Below are 20534 nucleotides of genomic sequence, written 5' to 3'. Positions count from 1 at the left end.
AGCACCGCTGGCACTGCTGTCGCACTGCTGGCCGGCTGTCGTCCTGCTGACGGACGGCGGCACCGCGCTGTGCCGCCGGAAAACCCTTGTCGCTCCCGCGGTCACGCCCGCCCTCGCGTCGGATCGAGGAACCGGCCCACCGCCACGAACACGCCCTCCACGACCAGCGCGAGCGCGGCCACGAGGACGGCGCCCGCGACGACCTGCGGCGTGTTCTGCAAGCTGAAGCCGGCCGTGATGATCCGTCCGAGCCCGCCCTCGCCGGCCATCGCGGCCAGCGTCGCCGTCGCGATCACCTGCACCGCGGCCGACCTGAGCCCGGTCAGCACCAGGGGGTACGCCAGCGGCAGCTCGACCCGCGCGAACACCTGCCGGCCGCTCATCCCCATGCCGCGCGCGGCCTCGACCACCGCGCGGTCGACCTCGCGCATGCCCACGTACGTGTTCGTCAGCAGCGGCGGTATCGCGAACAGGACCAGCGCGATCAGCGTGGGCAGGTCGCCGTGGCGGCCGAGCGGGGTGAGCGTGAGCAGCACCAGGACGGCGAGGGTGGGCACCGCGCGCCCCACGTTCGAGATGTTGACCGCGAGGGCGCCGCCCTTGCCGATGTGCCCGAGCCACAGGGCCAGCGGCAGCGCGATCAGGCAGGCCACGGCGAGGGCCACCCCGCTGAAGTACAGATGCTCGGAGAGGCGGTGCCACACCCCCTTCTCGCCCTGCCAGTTGGCACCCGTGGTCAGCCAGTCGTAGGCCCCCGATATCGCGTTCATGCGACCTTCTCCGGCGTCTCGGACATCTCGGGCTCCACCGCGGTCACGGTCTCGCGTCTGTGGGGGCCGCGTCCGCCCCGTACGGCCGTCGCCCGCGTCCACGGCGTCAGCCACCGCTGGACGCCGAGCAGCAGCAGGTCGGCGAGGACCGCGAGCAGCACGCACAGCACGGAGGCGGTGAGGACCTGGGCCTTGAAGTCGCTGCGCAGGCCGTCGAGGATCAGGCTGCCGAGGCCGCCGTAGTCGACGATCGCGCCGACCGTGGTGAGCGCCACCGTGGAGACCGTGGCGATGCGCACACCGGCCAGCATCGCCGGAAGCGCCAGCGGCAGTTCGACCTCCCACAGCAGCCGCAGCGGGCCGTACCCCATCCCGCGCGCGGCCTCTCTGGCCTCCTCCGGCACGGCCTGGAGCCCCGCCAGGATGTTGCGCACGAGGATCGTCAGCGAATAGAGCACGAGTCCCGTGACCACCAGCGAGGCCGAGAGGCCAAATAGGGGCAGCAGCAGCGAGAACATCGCCAGCGACGGAACCGAGTAGAAGACCGTGGTGATGCCGAGCACCGGCCCCGCGAAGGCTTTTCTGCGCCGCGCGAGCAGCGCGAGCGGGAAGGAGACCAGCACGCCGATCACCACCGCGGCGACGGTGATGCCCAGGTGCTGCACGGTCGCGTCGGTCAACTCCTGGCCACGGGTACGCAGATACTCCCCGCACACCCAGTCATTGGCCACCAGGCAGTTCTGCTCGCTCACCCCGCCCCGCCTCCCCCGTTTCACCGAACGTATGTCAGGTATCCGTACCCGCGCACGCACGTTTTCGACTGTCGACGACCCTAGCGGCCACGACTGACAATGGCCGATACCCGACCCCCGGCCGCAACACTGCCTTCACACAACTGCCGCGTACGGACGGTCCGCACACGGCCAGGCCCCGGCAGAATGGGTTCCCATGATCCGGTTCGAGCACGTCAGCAAGCAGTACGCGGACGGCACCACTGCCGTCGACGACCTGTCCTTCGAGGTGAACGAGGGCGAACTGGTCACGCTCGTCGGCCCGTCGGGCTGCGGCAAGACCACGACGATGAAAATGGTGAACCGGCTCATCGAACCCACCGGGGGCCGGATATTCCTGGACGGGGACGACATATCCGGTATCGACCCGGTGCAGTTGCGCCGCCGTATCGGATACGTCATCCAGCAGGTCGGCCTCTTCCCGCACAAGACCGTCCTCGACAACACGGCGACCGTGCCGCACCTGCTCGGCGTCAAGCGCGCCAAGGCCCGCGAGCGCGCCGCCGAACTCCTCGACCTGGTGGGCCTCGACCCGAAGGTCTTCGGCGACCGCTATCCCGAGCAGCTCTCCGGCGGACAGCGCCAGCGGGTGGGCGTGGCACGGGCGCTGGCGGCGGACCCGCCGGTGCTGCTGATGGACGAGCCCTTCGGCGCGGTCGACCCGGTGGTCCGCGACCACCTCCAGACCGAGTTCCTGCGGCTCCAGCAGACGCTGAACAAGACCGTCCTGTTCGTCACGCACGACATCGAGGAGGCCGTCCGGCTCGGCGACCGCATCGCCGTGTACGGGCAGGGCCGCATCGAGCAGTACGACACCCCGCCGGCCGTCCTCGGCACCCCCGCGACCCCCTACGTGGCCGACTTCGTCGGCGCGGACCGGGGCCTGAAGCGGCTGTCCGTCACCCCCATCGAGGAGGGCGACCTGGAGCAGCCGCCCGTGGTCCACCTCGACGACCCCCTGCCCAGGGAGCTCGACGCCCGCTGGGCCGTCGTGCTCGACGACGACAACAACCTGCACGGCTGGCTCTCGGCCGAGCACGCGCGCGCGGGCAGCGGAACCGTGCGCGACAAGGCCCGCCGCATGGAGGCCTGGCTGCCGGTCGGCGCCTCGCTCAAGCAGGCGTTCGCCACGATGCTCCAGCACGACGCGGGCTGGATCGCGGTCATCGACGAGGACAGCCAGGGCCGCTTCCTCGGCGTGCTGACCCCGGCCCGGCTGCACGAGGCCCTGCGGCGCTCCACGGCCGCGGACGCGCGGGACATCCCGCGCGCGGAGGTGGAACTGGAGACGGTCGCACCGCTCCTCAAGTGACCGGCGAGAGGCCCTTCACAGGCGCCGGCTCAGCCACTCCAGGGTCGCCGGGATCTCCCGCCGCCAGGTGTTGAAGTTGTGCCCACCGCTGTCGAGGACGATCGACGACACGCGCGTGGGCGCCTTCACCTCCCGGATGAAGGCGAGCGTGGACCGGTAGTTGTGCTCGCCCTGCTTGCTGCTGGTCACGAGCAGCGACGTCGCGGGCGGCGGCATGTGCTCCAGGAACCAGTTCAGATCGGCCCGCTCGCGCGAGCGGCCGTCCCCGTGGAAGAGGTCGCCCGTCGTCGGGTCGCTCGGCGCCCGGTAGTACGCGGACAGACCGGCGCCCGCCCCGTAGACATCGGGATGGTGCAGAGCCAGCTTCAGAGCGCAGTAACCACCTGTCGAGTCCCCGACGACGCCCCACTTCTTCGCCGTTCGGTAGCGCGCCGCCATCTCGCCGGGCAGGTCCGCGGCGAAGAAGGTCTCCGTGCGCGGGCCGCCAGGTACGTCCACGCACTCGGTGTCGCGCGGCGGCGCCACGGTGGGCCGCAGCATGACCAGGATCATCGGCCGCATCCGCCCGGCCGCCGCGAGCGCGTGGGCGGTCTGCGGATAGCGCAGCCCCCTGATCAGCGCCTCGGCGGTACCGGGATAGCCGGTCAGGACGACGGACGCGGGGAACGTGCTGCGGGCGTAGCGCGGCTGGAAGTACTCGGGCGGCAGATAGACGTACGCGGGCGCGGCGATGTGCGATCTGCGTCCGACGACGTCGACCTTCTGGACCTGTCCTCCGACGTCCGGCCGGGCCCCGCCCGACACCCCCACGTCCTGGGTCGCGACCAACTGCACCGGCGCGCTGCCCGCGGCCACGTCGTGGTCGGTCACCACGCCCTGCCCCTGCTCCCGGCCGAAGAGGTCGGCCCAGGTCGCGTAGAAGCCGTAGGCCTGGTTCAGGGCCAGGCCGACCGCGACGAAGACGGCCACCTGCGTGGCGAACAGCAGTCCGACGCGTCCCATGACGGACCGCCACGAACGGTGCGCCAGACGCGGCCAGAGCAGCACCGTGCCCGCGAACAGCGCCACGGCGAGCAGCACCGACAGCGCGAGGACTTCATGGCTCGTGAGCCCCATCGGACCTTTCCCCTGGCTGAGTTGACCGCCTCCGGCCGAAAGACACCGGGTCTTTTCCGTCCGGGAGTGAACCCGATTCCCGCTCACCCCGTCCTAGAGGGCGCAAGTCGCGGGATGCCGGACATGGCACCGCGTTCACGTTTCTCGCAGAACCACGGGAATGCGATGTTCGCCAGGATAGATGCGGAAAACTCCCAGGGGGTTGCACGCCGGATGAGGCGCGCTGCGCACGGCCCGCGCCCGGAGGCCGTACCGACACTGATCGCCCGCGCCTGCCTCCTCGTCGGCCTCCTGGACATAGCGGCCGGCGCCTTCCCGCGCTTCCGGCACAGCCGGATGCACACCCTGGCGGAAGTGCTGCCCGGCACCCTCGGCCCGTTCGCCGCCGCCCTCGCGCTCAGCAGCGGCGTCCTGTTGCTGCTGCTCGCGCACGGCCTGCGGCGCCGCAAGCGGCGGGCCTGGCGGGCCGCCGTGGTCCTCCTGCCGATCGGCGCGTGCGCGCAGTTCGCGTACCGCCACTCCTTCGCGGGCGTCGTCATCCCGCTCGTCCTGCTGTGGGTCCTCGCCAAGCACCGCGCGCAGTTCGACGCGCTGCCCGACCCGCGCAGCCGCTGGCGGGCACTGGCCAACTTCGTCGTCCTGGGCGCCGGTTCGATCCTGATCGGGCTGCTCATCGTCAGCGTCCACCCGCGCCACCTGGTCGGCGACCCGAGCCTGGCGGACCGTCTGCAGCACGTCCTGTACGGCCTGTTCGGCCTCGACGGCCCGCTCGACTACGCGGGCAGCACCTCCCGCACGGTCGCCGTCTCGCTCGGCGCCCTCGGCATGATCACCGCACTCACCACGGTCTACTTCGCCTTCCGGCCCGAGCATCCGGCGGCCCGCCTCGCCCAGGACGACGAGAGCAGACTGCGCGCCCTGCTCGACAAGCACGGCGCCCGCGACTCGCTCGGCCACTTCGCGCTCCGCCGCGACAAGGGAGTGGTGTTCTCGCCCAGCGGCAAGGCCGCGGTCTGCTACCGCGTGGTCTCCGGCGTGATGCTCGCCAGCGGCGACCCCATCGGTGACGTGGAGGCGTGGCCGGGCGCCATCGAGCGGTTCATGGACGAGGCGCGGGCCCACTCGTGGACCCCGGCCGTCATGGGCTGCTCCGAGACGGGCGGCGAGGTGTGGACCCGCGAGACGGGCCTGGACGCGCTGGAGCTGGGCGACGAGGCGGTGGTGGACGTCGCGGATTTCTCCCTGACCGGCCGCGCGATGCGCAACGTGCGCCAGATGGTCAAGCGGATCGAGCGCGCCGGCTACGAGACCCGGGTCCGGCGCATCCGTGACCTCGGCCCCGGCGAGCTGGACCGGATCCGCCGCGCCGCCGACGACTGGCGCGGCACCGACACCGAGCGCGGCTTCTCCATGGCGCTGGGCCGCATCGGCGACGCGGCCGACGGGGACTGCCTGATCGCGACGGCCCACAAGAGCGACGCGGACGGGCCGGGACCGTACGGGGACCTCAGAGCGGTCCTGCACTTCGTGCCCTGGGGCGACACCGGCGTCTCGCTCGACCTGATGCGCCGCGACCGCGCCGCCGACCCGGGGATGAACGAACTGCTGATCGTCGCCGCCCTCCAGGCCGCCCCGAAGCTGGGCATCAGTCATGTCTCGCTCAACTTCGCGATGTTCCGCTCGGCGCTCGCGCGCGGCGAGAAGATCGGCGCGGGCCCCGTCCTGCGCGCGTGGCGCGGCCTGCTGGTGTTCCTGTCGCGCTGGTTCCAGATCGAGTCGCTGTACCGGTTCAACGCGAAGTTCCGCCCCCGCTGGGAGCCCCGCTTCGTGGTCTACCGCTCCTCGAAGGACCTCCCGCGCATCGGCTGGGCCGCCATGCGCGCCGAGGGGTTCGTGAACATGCGGATGCCCGGGGTGCTGCGGCGCCGGGCCCCCGAGCCCCGCCCGTGCGCCCACACCCACCGTGAGGAGGCCCACGCAGCCTGAGGCCCGCCCGGCGCCGGACACTCCCCGTCCGGCTCCAGAGCCTGTCTTCACACTCCCTTCTGCCCCACGACGCCTGGCACGCACTCTCGCCGCACCGGGCACAAGGCCGAGTACGTCCAGTACGAGGCCCTGCACCCGGCACGACGAGAGCACGCACCAGACGCCGCGGGGCCGCCCTCCGGGCGACGAAGGGAGTGTGAAGACAGGCTCTAGGCTGGAAGCATGAGCACGTCGCAGGTCCGCCGAGGCCACGTAGCCAATCTCCCCGTATGGGACCGCTGCGCGGTCATGGGGGTCGTCAATGTGACCCCGGACTCGTTCTCGGACGGCGGCCGCTGGTTCGACACCACCGCGGCGATCAAGCACGGCCTCGACCTGGTCGCCGAGGGCGCCGACCTCGTGGACGTGGGCGGCGAGTCCACCCGGCCCGGCGCCGCCCGGGTCGACGAGGACGAGGAGCTGAAGCGCGTCATCCCCGTCGTGCGGGGCCTGGCCGCCGAGGGCGTCACGATCTCCGTCGACACCATGCGCGCCAGCGTCGCCGAGCAGTCCCTGGCAGCGGGCGCCGCTCTGGTCAACGACGTGAGCGGCGGCCTCGCCGACCCCGACATGGTCCCGGTCGTCGCCGCCGCAGGCGCCCCCTTCATCGTCATGCACTGGCGCGGCTTCCTGGAGGGAGCCACCGTCCGGGGCACGTACGAGAACGTCGTCTCCGAGGTCGTCGACGAGCTCCACGCGCGCGTGCGGGCCATCATCGAGGGCGGCATCGCCCCCGACCGCATCGTCGTCGACCCCGGGCTCGGCTTCTCCAAGGAGGCCGAGCACGACCTCGCCCTCCTCGCCCACCTCGACGCCGTGCGCGCACTCGGCCACCCGGTGCTGGTCGCGGCCTCCCGCAAGCGCTTCCTCGGCCGCGTACTGGCCGACGAGCAGGGCGCACCGCCGCCCGCGCGCGAGCGCGACGCCGCCACCGCCGCCGTCTCCGCACTGGCCGCCCAGGCCGGCGCGTGGGCCGTCCGCGTCCACGAGGTACGGGCCACCGCCGACGCCGTCCGCGTGGCCCGCGCGGTCGAGGGAGCCCAGTGACCGGCACCGACACCCAGGCCGTCGACACGGCGAACCGCGCCTTCTACGAGGCCCAGGAACGCGGCGACTTCGAGGAACTGACCTCGCTCTGGCTGGCACCCGAGGACGTCCGCTACGCCGAGGACGTCGACCCGGACGACGCCGAGGACACCTCGATCTCCTGCGTGCACCCGGGCTGGCCGGTGCTCACGGGCCGCGGCGAGGTGCTGCGCTCCTACGCCCTGATCATGGCCAACACCGAATACATCCAGTTCTTTCTGACGGATGTCCGGATCAGCGTGGTCGCCGACACCGCCATGGTGACCTGCACGGAGAACATCCTCAGCGGCGGCCCCGCGCCCGAGGACAGCGATGAGCTGGGTCCTCTGGTCGGCCAGCGCGTCGTCGCCACGAATGTGTTTCGGCGCACCCGCGACGGCTGGAAACTGTGGTCGCACCACGCCTCTCCGGTGCTCGCGGAGTCGGACGACGAGACCGACGGCCCCGACGACACCCTGGACGACGCCGACGGCCCGGGAGACGGCGGCAACACGGGCGGCGACGGGTCACCCGCCTGAGTGGGCGGAGCCCCTCGAAAGGGCCGGAATCACGCGCTCATGGTTGGTTTTCCAGCCGCCTGGGTATGGGCGGCTACCAGCCTCGGACCCGTCTGTCCATAGCCCCCGCGGGCAAGCGATGTCGGTGCTCGCAGGTAGATTCGATTGAGGCCGGTGCGTCGACCGCACATCGACAGACCGGCCCCCACCGACGACTGCAGGAGTGATTCGCGTGGATCGTGTCGCGCTGCGCGGCCTCAAGGCCCGCGGGCACCATGGCGTCTTCCCCAAGGAACGCGAGGAGGGGCAGACCTTCATCGTGGACCTGGTGCTGGGTCTTGACACCCGGGCCGCGGCGGCCGATGACGACCTGACGAAGACCGTGCACTACGGGATCGTGGCCGAGGAGGTCGTGGCCGCCGTCGAGGGCGAGCCCGTCGACCTCATCGAGACCCTCGCCCAGCGCATCGCCGACGCCTGCCTGAAGCACGACGGGGTCCAGGAGGTCGAGGTCTGCGTCCACAAGCCGGACGCACCGATCACCGTGCCCTTCGACGACGTGACCGTCACCATCACCCGGAGCCGAGTATGAACAAAACTCCGTTCGACCCGACCGTTCAGCCGGTACCGACCTCCGTGATGGAGCAGGTCGACGCCGCCGACACCACCCTGTCCAACCCCAAGCGCGCCGTGCTCTCCCTCGGCTCGAACCTGGGGAACCGCCTGGAGACCCTCCAGGGCGCCGTGGACGCCCTGGAGGACACCCCCGGCGTCCGCATCAAGGCCGTCTCGCCCGTCTACGAGACGGAGCCGTGGGGCGTCGAGCCCGGCAGCCAGCCCTCGTACTTCAACGCGGTGGTGGTCCTCAAGACGACCCTCCCGCCCGACTCGCTCCTGGAGCGCGCCCACGCGGTCGAGGAGGCCTTCCACCGCGTCCGGGACGAGCACTGGGGCCCGCGCACCATCGACGTCGACATCGTCGCGTACGCGGACGTGGTCTCCGACGACCCGGTCCTGACCCTCCCCCACCCCCGGGCCCACGAGCGCGCCTTCGTGCTCGCGCCCTGGCACGACGTGGACCCCGAGGCGCAGCTGCCCGGCCTCGGCCCGGTCACCGAGCTGCTCGCCGCGGTGACCCGCGAGGGCGTGGCCGCCCGCGCCGACCTGGAACTCCGGCTGCCCGAGTAATCGTTAGGGTCTAACGGGCAGAGCCGTGCGGCCACGCACGGACGACGGGCGACCGACGGGGATGAAGCAACCGCGATGAAGCAACTGCGCATCAGAACTCTGGCCGGTCTGTTCGGGGCCGCCGGAGTGCTGTCCTGGGCGGGCGCCCGCCTGTGGAACTCGGTGGGCACCCTGCCCAGCGTTCCGCTGGCCGCGCCCATCGTGCTCGCGGTGATCGCCGTCGTCCTGCTGGCGACGGCGCTCTCCATCCGCTCCCGGCTGCGCGCCCAGCGCGAGCGCCGCCCCGGCGCCAAGGGCGTCGACCCGATGATGGCGGCCCGCGCCCTGGTCTTCGGCCAGGCCAGCGCGCTGGTCGCGGCGCTGGTCGCGGGCATGTACGGCGGCACGGGCGTCTTCCTGCTGGAGCAGTTGGACATCCCGGCCCGCCGCGACCAGGCGATCTACGCCGGCTTCTCGGTCGTCGCCGGCATCGCCGTCATAGCGGCGGCGATCTTCCTGGAGCGCGTCTGCAAGCTCCCGGAGGACGACGACACGGAGGGGACCGCGCCCGCCTCCTAGGGCTGCGCCGTGGCGGCTGAGCCGCTCCCCATCACCGTCCGATGATCAGGCTCATGGCCTCGTTACGAGTGGCGGGGTCGCGGAGCTGGCCCCGCACCGCGGACGTGATGGTCTTGGCGCCGGGCTTGCGCACCCCGCGCATCGTCATGCACATGTGCTCGCACTCGACGACCACGATGACGCCGCGCGGCTCCAGGATCTCCATGAGGGAGTCCGCGATCTGCGTCGTCAGACGCTCCTGGACCTGGGGGCGGCGGGCGAAGACGTCGACGAGGCGGGCCAGCTTCGACAGGCCGGTGATCTTGCCGTCGGAGGACGGTATGTAGCCCACGTGGGCCACGCCGACGAAGGGCACCAGATGGTGCTCACAGCTCGACTGCACCTCTATGTCCTTCACCAGGACCATCTCGTCGTGCCCCAGGTCGAACGTCGTCGTCAGCACGTCCTCGGGCTTCTGCCACAGGCCCGCGAATATCTCCTTGTACGCGCGAGCCACCCGCGCCGGAGTCTCCCGCAGGCCCTCGCGGTCCGGGTCCTCGCCGACCGCGATGAGCAGTTCGCGCACGGCGCTCTCGGCCCGCTTCTCGTCGAACTCGCCGATCGAGCCCTCGCCGTCGAGCGTCACCGGGTCGGTCATGTCGTGCCTCTTCCTCGTACGGGATCCGGCACGGCCCCCTGGCAAACAAAAGGCCGCGTCCCCCACACCGTAAGGCGTGGGGGACGCGGCCTGCATTCCGGGCCCGGTGAGGGCTGCCGTCAGCTCTCGGGGCGGTCGTCCTTCACCGTGTCCACCGGGGTGGCGGATTCGATGGCGGTCGCCGATCCGTTCGCCCCGTTCGTCAGTGAGAGCTCCTTGGGGGAGAGCACCGGCGGGCGGGTCGAGGGGGTGCGGCGGGAGGAGCCGGTCCACGCGGGGCGGGCCGGACGCTTCACGATCGGAGCGAAGATCTCGGCGATCTGCTCCTTGTTCAGCGTCTCCTTCTCCAGCAGCGCGAGGACCAGGTTGTCGAGAACGTCGCGGTTCTCGACGAGGATCTCCCAGGCCTCGTTGTGCGCCGTCTCGATGAGCTTCTTGACCTCTTCGTCGACGAGCGCGGCGACCTCTTCCGAGTAGTCGCGCTGGTGACCCATCTCGCGGCCCAGGAACGGCTCGCTGTTGTCACCGCCGAACTTGATCGCGCCGAGACGCTCGGTCATGCCGTACTGCGTGACCATCGCGCGGGCCGTACCGGTGGCCTTCTCGATGTCGTTCGCGGCGCCCGTGGTCGGGTCGTGGAAGACCAGTTCCTCGGCCGCCCGGCCGCCCAGCATGTAGGCGAGCTGGTCGAGCATCTCGTTGCGCGTGGTCGAGTACTTGTCCTCGTCCGGGAGCACCATCGTGTACCCGAGCGCGCGGCCGCGGGACAGGATCGTGATCTTGTGCACCGGGTCGGAGTTCGGAGACGCCGCAGCGACCAGGGCGTGACCGCCCTCGTGGTACGCGGTGATCTTCTTCTCCTTGTCCGACATGATCCGGGTCCGCTTCTGCGGGCCCGCGACCACACGGTCGATCGCCTCGTCCAGCATCAGGTTGTCGATCAGCTTCTTGTCGCTGCGCGCCGTCAGGAGCGCCGCTTCGTTCAGCACGTTCGACAGGTCCGCGCCGGTGAAGCCGGGGGTGCGGCGGGCGACGGCCGACAGGTCGACGTCCGGAGCGACCGGCTTGCCCTTCTGGTGAACCTTGAGGATCTCCAGACGGCCCTGCATGTCCGGGCGGTCGACCGCGATCTGGCGGTCGAAGCGGCCGGGACGCAGCAGCGCCGGGTCGAGGATGTCGGGCCGGTTCGTGGCGGCGATCAGGATGACGCCGCCCTTCACGTCGAAGCCGTCCATCTCGACGAGCAGCTGGTTGAGCGTCTGCTCGCGCTCGTCGTGACCGCCGCCGAGGCCGGCGCCGCGGTGGCGGCCGACCGCGTCGATCTCGTCGACGAAGACGATCGCCGGGGCGTTCGCCTTGGCCTGCTCGAAGAGGTCACGGACTCGGGAGGCACCGACACCGACGAACATCTCGACGAAGTCGGAACCGGAGATCGAGTAGAACGGCACCCCGGCCTCGCCGGCGACGGCGCGCGCGAGGAGCGTCTTGCCGGTACCGGGCGGGCCGTACAGCAGTACGCCCTTCGGGATCTTGGCACCGACGGCCTGGAACTTCGCCGGCTCCTGGAGGAACTCCTTGATCTCGTGGAGCTCCTCGACCGCCTCGTCCGAACCCGCCACATCGGCGAACGTCGTCTTCGGGGTGTCCTTGGTGATGAGCTTCGCCTTGGACTTCCCGAAGTTCATGACCCGGGAGCCGCCGCCCTGCATCTGATTCATCAGGAACAGGAAGACGACGACGATGAGGACGAAGGGCAGCAGCGACAGCAGGATGCTGACGAACGCGTTCTGCTTCGTCGGGGAGACGGTGTAGCCGTCGGGAATCTGCTTGTCGTCGAACTTCGACTGCAGCAGCTTGGCCACGTCGACGCCCTGGTCGCCGATGTAGCTCGCCTGGATCTTGCTGGAGCCGTCGACCTTCTCGCCGCTCTTCAGCTCGACCTTGATGGTGTTCTCGTCACCGGTGGTGATCTTGGCCTGTTGGGCCTGGTTCTTGTCGATGGCCTGAATGACCTGGCCGGTGTCCACCGTCTTGTAGCCGCCGGACGAGCCGACGACCTGCATCAACACGACCACGGCAAGGACGGCCAGCACGATCCACATGACCGGCCCACGGAAGTATCGCTTCACGTCCATCCATACGGAGCGGTGCCGCCCCGTCCCTCCTGCCATAGTGAGTTTGATAAGGCTGTTTCGAGCCGTTGAGCTCTTGAACCTGTCTGAAGCTGTTTGAAGAACTGTTCTTCGGACGGTACCCCAGCATTGTCACCCGAAGTCGCAGGGGACGTCCGACAATCTGGCCTTCGCATGCTCCAACGGCGGGAAGCCCCTGAGGGTTCCCGCCGTCTGACGTGACCTCAGCCGCCGTAGACGTGCGGGGCCAGCGTGCCGACGAACGGCAGGTTCCGGTACTTCTCCGCGTAGTCCAGGCCGTACCCGACCACGAACTCGTTCGGGATGTCGAAGCCGACCCACTTCACGTCGATGTCGACCTTGGCCGCCTCCGGCTTGCGCAGCAGCGTGCACACCTCGAGGGAGGCGGGCTCGCGGGTGCCGAGGTTGGTCAGCAGCCAGGACAGCGTCAGACCGGAGTCGATGATGTCCTCGACGATCAGGACGTGCTTGTCCTTGATGTCGGTGTCGAGGTCCTTGAGGATCCGCACCACACCGGAGGACTGGGTGCCGGAGCCGTACGAGGACACCGCCATCCAGTCCATGGTGACGGGGGTGGACAGGGCGCGAGCCAGGTCCGCCATGACCATCACGGCGCCCTTGAGGACCCCGACGATGAGCAGGTCCTTGCCCGCGTATTCGGCATCGACCTTGGCGGCCAGCTCGGCCAGCTTCGCGTCGATCTCTTCCTTGGTGATGAGCACCGACTGAAGGTCGGTGCCCATGTCTTTCGCGTCCACCCGCATCACTTTCGGTCGTCCCACCGGCCGCCGCGACGTGAGCCGCGGTGTCAGCCTTGCCGGATGACCAGTCTGCCACCCTGCCGCTGGGCGACGACTTTGCCCGGGAGATTGATCTCCCCCTGACCCCGCCATCCGGTGATCAGGCGGTCGACCTCTTCGATGTGCCGGGCGAAGAGCGCACCGGCCGGAGCACCGGCCTCGATGGCGGCCCGGCGCAGAATGCGGCGGCGCACGGCGGGCGGCAGCGCGTAGAGCTTGGCGCACTCCAGGAGTCCGGCGGCGTCGCAGACGGATTCGGCGGCCTGCGCGGCCCAGGCGTCCAGCGCGTCTGCATCGTCGCGGGACAACTGGGCCGTACGGGCGAGCGCCTCGACGACGCCCTTGCCGAGCGCCTTCTCCAGGGCGGGCAGCCCTTCGTGCCGCAGCCGGGATCTCGTGTAGGCCGGATCGGTGTTGTGCGGGTCGTCCCAGACCGGCAGGTGCTGGACGAGACAGGCCTTGCGGGCCGTCTGCCGGTCGAGGTGGAGGAAGGGGCGCCGGTAGCGGCCGGGAGCGCCCGGTCCGCCGGAGACGGCCGCCATGCCGGACAGGGAGCGGATGCCGGAGCCGCGGGCGAGGCCGAGCAGTACGGTCTCGGCCTGGTCGTCGCGGGTGTGGCCGAGCAGGACGGCGCTCGCGCCGAGGCGCTCCGCGGCGGCGTCCAGGGCGGCGTAGCGGGCGTCGCGGGCGGCCGCTTCCGGGCCTCCCTCGCGGCCGACGCGCACGGCGACGGACTCGGCCGGGGCCAGTCCGAGGGCGGTCAGGCGCAGGACGACGTCCTCGGCGCGGGTGTCGGAACCGGACTGCAGACCGTGGTCGACGGTGATGCCGCCGGCCCGGATGCCGAGTTTGGGGGCCTCGAAGGCGAGGGCGGAGGCGAGCGCCATGGAGTCGGCGCCGCCGGAGCAGGCGACGAGGACCAGGGGCCGCTCGGGGGGTGTGGGGGATGCGGTGGGGGGTGCGGTGGGGACGGGTGATGCGGGCTGTGCGTTGAGGATGTCGTGGAGGACGCGGCGGACCGCCAGGCGTATCGCCGCGACCGCAGGATGGGGACCCATGTCCGGTTCCCTTCATTCCGTTGTCTAGGGGGGTGGGCGCCAATTCGTGAGCCGTTCACCACGGCTCAGTCGCTCAACGGTGACTCGGTGATTTCGGTCACGCAGAGTGTGTCGATGGTGACAGAGCCGAGCCATTCCCTGAGCATTGCACGCCTCCCCACGGGCCACGGTCCCTCGGATGGGTGATCCTGAGCAATTTTGGGCGTGCCTTACGAGGCGTCGTGGGCGCCGTCTGTCTTGTTGTGCACCCGCGCGACCCAGTCCGCCGGTTTGGCGATCTCCGCCTTCGTGGGGAGCGTGTTCGGCGACGTCCAGACGCGGTTGAAGCCGTCCATGCCGACCTGGTCGACGACGGCCCGGACGAACCGCTCGCCGTCGCGGTACTGGCGCAGCTTGGCGTCGAGGCCGAGGAGCTTGCGCAGGGCCGTGTCGAGCCGGGAGGCGCCCTTCTGCCGGCGCTGCTGGAACTTCTCGCGGATCTCGGCCACGGTCGGCACGACGTCGGGGCCGACGCCGTCCATCACGTAGTCCGCGTGCCCCTCCAGCAGGGACATCACGGCGGTGAGGCGGGCGAGGACCTCGCGCTGGGCGGGCGACTGGACCAGCTCGACCAGGGAGCGGCCGCCGTCCTCCTCCTCGCCCTCGGGTCGTCCGCCCGCAAGGGACTGGGCGGCTTCCCTGATCCGCTCCAGGAACGTCGACGGGTCGACCTCGGTCTCCTCGAGGAACGACTGGATCTCGCCCTCCAGGTGGTCGCGCAGCCAGGGCACGGCCGTGAACTGGGTGCGGTGGGTCTCCTCGTGGAGGCAGACCCAGAGCCTGAAGTCGTGCGGGTCGACCTCCAGTTCGCGCTCCACGTGCACGATGTTCGGCGCGACGAGGAGCAGCCTGCCGCCGCCGTTCGGCGCGGCCGGGAGGTCGCTGGTGGCGGGGGCGAAGGTCTCGTACTGGCCGAGGACCCGGGAGGACAGGAACGACAGCAGCATGCCCAGCTCGACGCCGGTGACCTTGCCGCCGACCGCACCGAGGACGGCGCCGCCGGCTCCCGGGCTCCGGCGCTCCTGCATCTTGTCGAGCAGCGGCTTGAGGAGTTCGCGGAAGCCCGCGACGTTGGCCTTCACCCAGCCCGGGCGGTCCACCACCAGGACCGGGGTGTCGTGCATGTCGTCGGAGGCCATGCGCGTGTACGCGCGGACGTGCTCCTCCGAGGCCTTGGCGTGGCGGCGCAGCTCGGAGACGACGGCGCGCGCCTCGTCACGGCTCACCTCCGGGCCGGGCCGTACGAGTCGGGTCGCCGTGGCCACCGCGAGGTTCCAGTCGACCATTCCTGCCGAAGCCGCACCGCCGAAGCTCGTCATGCGTCAACGGTACGTGACCCTTCGGGCACAGGGAGGGGGTTGAACCCTGACTGAACCCTGACACCCGGGCCCCCGGTGTCAGCCGGGGTCGGCCGGTGTCAGGCGGTGTCAGCGGCAGCCGCAGTTGGCGACGGAGGACGCGAGCCGGTCCAGGACGGCCTGGGCGGACTGGGGTCCGGGGGCGCCCTCGGTCATGAACGCGAAGACCAGCAGCCGGCCGTCGGCGTCGACGACGGTGCCCGCCAGGGTGTTCACCCCGGTGAGGGTGCCGGTCTTGGCGCGGACCAGGCCGGTTCCGGAGGCGTCGGCCTCGTCCGCGTAGCGGTGGGCGAGGGTGCCGGTGAAGCCGGCCACGGGCAGGCCGGTGAGCAGGGAGCGCAGCTCGGGACGGCTCCGGTCGGCGGCCGCGGCGAGCAGGCCCGTGAGGAGCGCGGCGGAGGCCTTGTCGGTCCGGTCCAGGCCGCTGCCGTCGGAGAAGTGGGCGCCGGACAGCGGCAGCCCCAGCTTCTTCAGCTGCTTCTTGATGGCGCGGCCCGCGCCGTCGAAGTCGTGGCTCTCGTCGGCGGCGATCGCGGTCTGCCGGGCGAGGGCCTCGGCGATGTCGTTGTCGCTGTTGGTCAGCATGCGTTCGACGAGGGCGGACAGGGGCGGCGACTCGACCTTCGCGAGGTCCTCGGCCTGCCCGGAGGCCTTGCTCGGGCCGGGCGTGCCCTTGGTCCTGATCCCGTGGTCCTCCAGCAGGTCCGCGAACTTCTGCGCCGCCGACGCCGCGGGGTCGGCGTGACGGGCGACGGGGCCGCTGTTGGAGTCGTCGGTGCGGGCCTCGTCGGCCATCAGCGCGGAGACCTGGGCGAGGTTGTCGTTCACGCCGATGGGGTGCAGCGACGGTCCCGAGTACAGCGAGGTGTCGTAGGAGAGCGTGACCTCGGTGGTGCCGCGGTCCTTGAGGGAGGCGGCCGTGCGGTCGGCGAGGGTGCGCAGGTTCGCGGCGTCGTAAGGATTCTTCTCGCGGGCCGTCAGGGTGGGGTCGCCGCCGCCGATCAGCAGCAGCTCCTTCGAGTCCTTCTCCAGGGCCGTGCGGGTGGCGATGCGGTGGTCGGGGCCCGCGGCCGTGAGCGCGGCGACCGCGGTGGCCAGCTTCGTCGTGGAGGCGGGGGTGAGGGCGTCGCCCGCCGACTTCCCGTAGAGCCGCTTCCCGGTGGCGGCGTCCACGACCGCGGCGGTGCGGCGCGCGCCCAGGGCGGCGTCGCCCAGCAGCGGGTCCAGTACGTCGGCCAGGGCGCGCTCCGTCGGTCCCGGCACCGACGCCCCGGGGGCGGCGAGCACCGCGGGGGCGCTGGGGGCGGCGGACGACGCCCCCGCGGACGTACCGCCGTGATCTGCGCCACCCCCGCCGCCCCGGGAGACCGCCCGGTCCGCCTCGGCCGTACGCTGACCGGAGGAGTCCCAGGGGCCGGTCGCGACCGCCACCAGGGCGGCGAAGGCCACACCCACCGCCGTCGCTCCCACCGTGAACTGCTTGGTCTTGGTCTTCGCAACGCCCGTCACGAGCTGCGAAGCCTTCAGCTCCGGCACCGCGGACCAGCCCCTTTCGCGATCACACACCTGCGTAGGGGACACTTAACCACCAGAAGTTTGTGTTGATCATGGAGGAGCCACCGGTGGAGTTCGACGTCACGATCGAGATTCCGAAGGGATCGCGGAACAAGTACGAGGTCGACCACGAGACCGGTCGCATCCGTCTCGACCGTCGTCTCTTCACCTCGACCGCCTACCCGACGGACTACGGCTTCGTCGAGAACACGCTCGGCGAGGACGGCGACCCGCTGGACGCGCTGGTCATCCTGGACGAGCCGACGTTCCCGGGCTGCCTCATCAAGTGCCGCGCGATCGGCATGTTCCGCATGACGGACGAGGCCGGTGGCGACGACAAGCTGCTGTGCGTCCCCGCGACGGACCCGCGGATGGAGCACCTGCGCGACATCCACCACGTCTCCGAGTTCGACCGCCTGGAGATCCAGCACTTCTTCGAGGTCTACAAGGACCTGGAGCCCGGCAAGTCCGTCGAGGGCGCCGACTGGGTCGGCCGCACCGAGGCCGAGGCCGAGATCGAGCGTTCGTACAAGCGCGCTCAGGACCACGGCGGCCACTGAGCCGCAGGGCGTACCGCCCTTACGCTGTCCGCCGGACGGGCCGTACGACATCTGTCGTGCGGCCCGTCCGCGTTTCTGTGCGCATACTGAGGCGTACCGGAGGTAGACGTCTGGACAGGCGCAGCCGCAGTCTCAGTCGCAAGCGCGACCTCAAGAAGGGCGAGAAGGGCACGAGGTGACGGACCGGGAGACCGAGGCCCCCGAGGACCGCAAGCCGCAGTCCGACGAGGCACGCAGCGCGTTCACGCAACCCATCGGGACCGTGGCGCACGCGCCGGTGGTGGAGGAGGAATCCGCCTCGACCACCTCGGAGTTCGCGCTCCCCGAGGGGTACAACGCGCGGCCCGCCGACCCCGTGGAGCAGGAGGGGTCCGCGTTCACTCCGCCGCGGACGTACAGCGCCCGGCAGTCGCCGGCCGCCTTCACTCCGCCGCACGGCATTCCGGTGGTCCGGCTGACCAAAGAGGCGCCCTGGCAGGACCGGATGCGCACGATGCTGCGGATGCCGGTCGCCGAGCGGCCCGCGCCGGAGAAGGCGCAGAAGGAGGACGACGCCGGGCCCGCCGTGCCGCGCGTGCTCGACCTGACGCTGCGTATCGGGGAGCTGCTGCTCGCCGGGGGCGAGGGAGCCGAGGACGTGGAGGCGGCGATGTTCGCCGTGTGCCGGTCCTACGGGCTCGACCGGTGCGAGCCGACGGTGACGTTCACGCTGCTGTCGATCACGTTCCAGCCGTCGCTGGTGGACGATCCGGTGACGGCGTCGCGGACCGTGCGCCGCCGGGGCACCGACTACAACCGGCTCGCGGCCGTGTTCCGGCTGGTCGACGACATCAGCGACGAGGCCGACGAGGCCGCCGCCATCTCGCTCGAGGACGCCTACCGGCGGCTCGCCGAGATCCGCCGTAACCGTCACCCCTACCCCGGCTGGGCGCTGACCGGCGCGAGCGGGCTGCTCGCCGGGTCCGCCTCGATCCTCGTCGGCGGTGGCCCGCTCGTGTTCGTCGCCGCGGCGATCGGCGCGATGCTGGGCGACCGGCTGGCGTGGCTGTGCGCGGGGCGCGGGTTCCCGGAGTTCTACCAGTTCACCGTGGCCGCGATGCCGCCCGCGGCGATCGGCATCCTGCTGACGCTGGCCCACAACTACGTGGATGTGCCCGCGTCCGCGGTGATCACCGGTGGGCTGTTCGCGCTGCTGCCCGGGCGGGCGCTGGTGGCCGGCGTGCAGGACGGTCTGACCGGCTTCTACATCACCGCCGCGGCCCGTCTCCTCGAGGTCATGTACTTCTTCGTCGGCATCGTCATCGGCGTGCTGGTGATGCTGTACGTCGGCGTGCAGCTGCACGCGCAGCTCAATCCGGAGGCCGCGCTGTCGGGGCCCCAGCGGCCGTACTGGCAGATCGCCGCGTCGATGGCGCTGTCGCTGGCCTTCGCGGTGCTGTTGCAGCAGGAGCGGTCCACGGTGATCGCCGTGACGCTCAACGGCGGGGTCGCCTGGGTGGTCTACGGCGCCATGCACAACGCGGGCGACATCTCGCCGGTGGCGTCCACCGCCGCCGCGGCCGGGCTCGTCGGTCTGTTCGGGCAGCTCTTCTCGCGGTATCAGTTCGCTTCGGCGCTGCCGTACGTGACCGCCGCGATCGGGCCTCTGTTGCCGGGTTCCTCGACGTACTTCGGGCTGTTGGCGATCGCTCAGAGCGATGTGGACAAGGGGCTGGTGTCGCTGTCCAAGGCGGCCGCGCTTGCCATGGCCATCGCGATCGGGGTGAACCTGGGTGGGGAGATCTCCCGTCTGTTCATCAAGTCTCCCGGGGCCGAGGGCCGCCGCGCCGCCAAGCGCACCCGCGGTTTCTAGTCCCGGAGTGCCGCCCGGTGGGGGCTGGTCGCGCAGTTCCCCGCGCCCCTGAGTCGTTCTTCAGGTGCGACCCGGTGGCCGCTTCTCGCGCAGTTCCCCGCGCCCCTGGGCAGCTCTTCGTCCGCGGCTCTCGTCGTGGCTGGTCGCGCAGTTCCCCGCGCCCCTGAGATGCGCACTTCGTGCGCCATCTCATCAAGAGAGGCGCGCCCCGTGCGATACCCCTGCGGAGAGGCGCGCTCCGTGCGGCGCCTCGGCGGAGAGGCGCGCCCCGTTTGGCACCTCTGCGGAGAGGCGCGCCCCGTGCGGCACCCGTCGGAGAGGCGCGCCCCGTTCGGTGCCTCTGCGGAGAGGCGCGTCCGTGCGAGGCTCCTCAGAGAGGTGCGGCGGGATCGAGGGGAGGCTGCGCGACAGCGCATGCCTCAGGGGCGCGGGGAACTGCGCGGGAAGCCCCACCGGCCCGCACCCGGAGGACTACCGCTTGGCGTGGCGGCCCCGCTGGGCCGACGGCTGGCCCGCGCTCTCGGCGCCCGGTGCCGGGGAGGCCTTCTTCGACTTGCTGCGTGCCCGCAGGAACTCGATGGCGATCGGCACCACCGAGACGAGGACGATCAGGATCAGGATCGCCTCGATGTTCTTGTGCACGAACTCGATGTTGCCGAGCCAGGAGCCGAGCAGGGTCACACCCGCGCCCCAGAGCACCCCGCCGATCACGTTGAACGTGATGAACGAGCGGTACTTCATCCCGGAGACACCCGCGATGATCGGCGTGAAGGTGCGCACGATCGGCACGAAGCGGGCCAGGACCAGGGACTTCGGGCCGTACTTCTCGAAGAACTCGTGCGCCTTCGTCACGTTCTCCTGCTTGAAGATCTTAGAGTCCGGTCGCTTGAACAGCGAGGGACCGACCTTCTTGCCGAAGATGTAGCCGGCCTGGTCACCGAGGATCGCGGCGACGCAGATCAGCGCGATCGCCGCCCAGAGCGGGAAGTCCAGGGTGCCCGCCGTGATCAGCAGACCGCAGGTGAACAGCAGCGAGTCGCCCGGCAGGAAGAAACCGATCAGCAGGCCGGACTCGGCGAACACGATCAGGAGCAGACCCCAGATGCCGAACGTGTTCAGCAGATGGTCCGGGTCCAGCCAGCTGGGTCCGAGAGCAAGTGTCATCACGGGTCCGGACTCC

Annotated in this window: 18 protein-coding genes and 1 pseudogene; 9 read left to right on the top strand and 10 right to left on the bottom strand. The window is 70.9% G+C overall.

Going from position 1 to position 20534, the window contains the following annotated elements:
* Positions 1-101: 101 nt before the first annotated feature.
* Together ABZ930_RS27900 and ABZ930_RS27895 are read right to left on the bottom strand one after the other, a co-directional pair.
* The gene (locus ABZ930_RS27900; RefSeq protein WP_361553292.1) at positions 102-770 is read right to left on the bottom strand and encodes an ABC transporter permease; all 669 of its coding nucleotides are present in this window, start codon (positions 768-770) and stop codon (positions 102-104) included.
* Positions 767-1522, bottom strand: a complete 756-nt coding sequence (locus tag ABZ930_RS27895; protein WP_361553291.1) for an ABC transporter permease — start codon at positions 1520-1522, stop codon at positions 767-769. Before ABZ930_RS27895 ends, ABZ930_RS27900 begins: the two co-directional genes overlap by 4 nt.
* Before the next feature lie 196 nt (positions 1523-1718).
* Between ABZ930_RS27895 and ABZ930_RS27890 the strand changes: the two genes are divergently transcribed.
* Positions 1719-2873, top strand: coding sequence for a betaine/proline/choline family ABC transporter ATP-binding protein (locus tag ABZ930_RS27890; RefSeq protein WP_361553288.1), 1155 nt, complete (start codon positions 1719-1721; stop codon positions 2871-2873).
* A gap of 15 nt (positions 2874-2888) precedes the next feature.
* Here ABZ930_RS27890 and ABZ930_RS27885 read toward each other — a convergent pair whose 3' ends face one another.
* Positions 2889-3989, bottom strand: a complete 1101-nt coding sequence (locus ABZ930_RS27885) for an alpha/beta hydrolase-fold protein (RefSeq protein ID WP_361553285.1) — start codon at positions 3987-3989, stop codon at positions 2889-2891.
* A gap of 213 nt (positions 3990-4202) precedes the next feature.
* Between ABZ930_RS27885 and ABZ930_RS27880 the strand changes: the two genes are divergently transcribed.
* The 6 genes from ABZ930_RS27880 to ABZ930_RS27855 all read left to right on the top strand — a co-directional run bounded on the left by ABZ930_RS27880 (position 4203) and on the right by ABZ930_RS27855 (position 9343).
* Entirely contained in the window at positions 4203-5975 is a 1773-nt protein-coding gene (locus ABZ930_RS27880; RefSeq protein ID WP_361553283.1) for a phosphatidylglycerol lysyltransferase domain-containing protein, read from the top strand.
* A 222-nt stretch (positions 5976-6197) separates the two neighbouring features.
* Positions 6198-7061: a dihydropteroate synthase gene (gene folP, locus ABZ930_RS27875; RefSeq protein ID WP_361553280.1), complete on the top strand. Its 864-nt coding sequence runs from the start codon at positions 6198-6200 to the stop codon at positions 7059-7061.
* Positions 7058-7618 (top strand): nuclear transport factor 2 family protein, encoded by a 561-nt coding sequence (locus ABZ930_RS27870; RefSeq protein ID WP_361553277.1) that lies wholly within the window; start codon positions 7058-7060, stop codon positions 7616-7618. The genes folP and ABZ930_RS27870 overlap by 4 nt, the downstream gene beginning before the upstream one ends.
* A 211-nt stretch (positions 7619-7829) precedes the next feature.
* Entirely contained in the window at positions 7830-8189 is a 360-nt protein-coding gene (gene folB / locus ABZ930_RS27865) for a dihydroneopterin aldolase (RefSeq protein WP_361553274.1), read from the top strand.
* Positions 8186-8785 carry a 2-amino-4-hydroxy-6-hydroxymethyldihydropteridine diphosphokinase gene (gene folK / locus ABZ930_RS27860; RefSeq protein ID WP_361553271.1) on the top strand — a complete coding sequence of 200 codons (600 nt, stop codon included), beginning with the start codon at positions 8186-8188 and terminating at the stop codon, positions 8783-8785. Before folB ends, folK begins: the two co-directional genes overlap by 4 nt.
* Before the next feature lie 75 nt (positions 8786-8860).
* Positions 8861-9343: a DUF3180 domain-containing protein gene (locus ABZ930_RS27855; RefSeq protein ID WP_361553268.1), complete on the top strand. Its 483-nt coding sequence runs from the start codon at positions 8861-8863 to the stop codon at positions 9341-9343.
* A gap of 31 nt (positions 9344-9374) precedes the next feature.
* On the opposite strand, the gene folE is transcribed toward ABZ930_RS27855, so the two are convergent.
* The 6 genes from folE to dacB form a co-directional block, all read right to left on the bottom strand.
* Positions 9375-9980: a GTP cyclohydrolase I FolE gene (gene folE / locus ABZ930_RS27850; RefSeq protein WP_361553265.1), complete on the bottom strand. Its 606-nt coding sequence runs from the start codon at positions 9978-9980 to the stop codon at positions 9375-9377.
* Between the two features lie 119 nt (positions 9981-10099).
* A complete protein-coding gene (gene ftsH / locus ABZ930_RS27845) occupies positions 10100-12115 on the bottom strand; it encodes an ATP-dependent zinc metalloprotease FtsH (protein WP_361553262.1) in 2016 nt (671 codons plus the stop codon).
* Between the two features lie 221 nt (positions 12116-12336).
* Entirely contained in the window at positions 12337-12897 is a 561-nt protein-coding gene (gene hpt, locus ABZ930_RS27840; RefSeq protein ID WP_353947098.1) for a hypoxanthine phosphoribosyltransferase, read from the bottom strand.
* A 44-nt stretch (positions 12898-12941) separates the two neighbouring features.
* Complete coding sequence (gene tilS, locus ABZ930_RS27835; RefSeq protein ID WP_361553259.1) at positions 12942-13991, bottom strand: tRNA lysidine(34) synthetase TilS; 1050 nt, start codon at positions 13989-13991, stop codon at positions 12942-12944.
* Positions 13992-14200: 209 nt separating this feature from the next.
* Entirely contained in the window at positions 14201-15349 is a 1149-nt protein-coding gene (locus tag ABZ930_RS27830; RefSeq protein WP_361553256.1) for a zinc-dependent metalloprotease, read from the bottom strand.
* A 108-nt stretch (positions 15350-15457) separates the two neighbouring features.
* Positions 15458-16924: a D-alanyl-D-alanine carboxypeptidase/D-alanyl-D-alanine-endopeptidase gene (gene dacB, locus ABZ930_RS27825; RefSeq protein WP_361553253.1), complete on the bottom strand. Its 1467-nt coding sequence runs from the start codon at positions 16922-16924 to the stop codon at positions 15458-15460.
* A gap of 86 nt (positions 16925-17010) precedes the next feature.
* Here dacB and ABZ930_RS27820 point away from each other — a divergent pair, with 86 nt between their 5' ends.
* On the top strand, positions 17011-17502 hold the full coding sequence (locus ABZ930_RS27820; RefSeq protein WP_361553343.1) for an inorganic diphosphatase: 492 nt from the start codon (positions 17011-17013) through the stop codon (positions 17500-17502).
* A gap of 175 nt (positions 17503-17677) precedes the next feature.
* A complete protein-coding gene (locus ABZ930_RS27815; protein WP_361553251.1) occupies positions 17678-19354 on the top strand; it encodes a threonine/serine exporter family protein in 1677 nt (558 codons plus the stop codon).
* 540 nt (positions 19355-19894) lie between these two features.
* Here ABZ930_RS27815 and ABZ930_RS27810 read toward each other — a convergent pair.
* Positions 19895-20521 (bottom strand): annotated as a pseudogene (locus ABZ930_RS27810) (VTT domain-containing protein); the annotation flags it as partial.
* Between the last annotated feature and the right edge of the window lie 13 nt (positions 20522-20534).

Source organism: Streptomyces sp. NPDC046716 (assembly GCF_040645755.1).
In the GTDB taxonomy this organism is placed as follows: Bacteria; Actinomycetota; Actinomycetes; order Streptomycetales; family Streptomycetaceae; genus Streptomyces.
This window is presented reverse-complemented; position numbering and strand designations above follow the sequence as displayed.

What these genes read in the sequence shown, in the direction of transcription:
- tilS (WP_361553259.1), bottom strand. Translation starts at nt 13,991, where the DNA reads ATGGGTCCCCATCCTGCGGTCGCGGCGATACGCCTGGCGGTCCGCCGC.
- ABZ930_RS27900 (WP_361553292.1), bottom strand. Translation starts at nt 770, where the DNA reads ATGAACGCGATATCGGGGGCCTACGACTGGCTGACCACGGGTGCCAAC.
- ABZ930_RS27855 (WP_361553268.1), top strand. Translation starts at nt 8,861, where the DNA reads ATGAAGCAACTGCGCATCAGAACTCTGGCCGGTCTGTTCGGGGCCGCC.
- folP (WP_361553280.1), top strand. Translation starts at nt 6,198, where the DNA reads ATGAGCACGTCGCAGGTCCGCCGAGGCCACGTAGCCAATCTCCCCGTA.
- folK (WP_361553271.1), top strand. Translation starts at nt 8,186, where the DNA reads ATGAACAAAACTCCGTTCGACCCGACCGTTCAGCCGGTACCGACCTCC.
- ABZ930_RS27885 (WP_361553285.1), bottom strand. Translation starts at nt 3,989, where the DNA reads ATGGGGCTCACGAGCCATGAAGTCCTCGCGCTGTCGGTGCTGCTCGCC.
- hpt (WP_353947098.1), bottom strand. Translation starts at nt 12,897, where the DNA reads ATGCGGGTGGACGCGAAAGACATGGGCACCGACCTTCAGTCGGTGCTC.
- ABZ930_RS27890 (WP_361553288.1), top strand. Translation starts at nt 1,719, where the DNA reads ATGATCCGGTTCGAGCACGTCAGCAAGCAGTACGCGGACGGCACCACT.
- folE (WP_361553265.1), bottom strand. Translation starts at nt 9,980, where the DNA reads ATGACCGACCCGGTGACGCTCGACGGCGAGGGCTCGATCGGCGAGTTC.
- ABZ930_RS27880 (WP_361553283.1), top strand. Translation starts at nt 4,203, where the DNA reads ATGAGGCGCGCTGCGCACGGCCCGCGCCCGGAGGCCGTACCGACACTG.
- ABZ930_RS27830 (WP_361553256.1), bottom strand. Translation starts at nt 15,349, where the DNA reads ATGACGAGCTTCGGCGGTGCGGCTTCGGCAGGAATGGTCGACTGGAAC.
- ftsH (WP_361553262.1), bottom strand. Translation starts at nt 12,115, where the DNA reads ATGGACGTGAAGCGATACTTCCGTGGGCCGGTCATGTGGATCGTGCTG.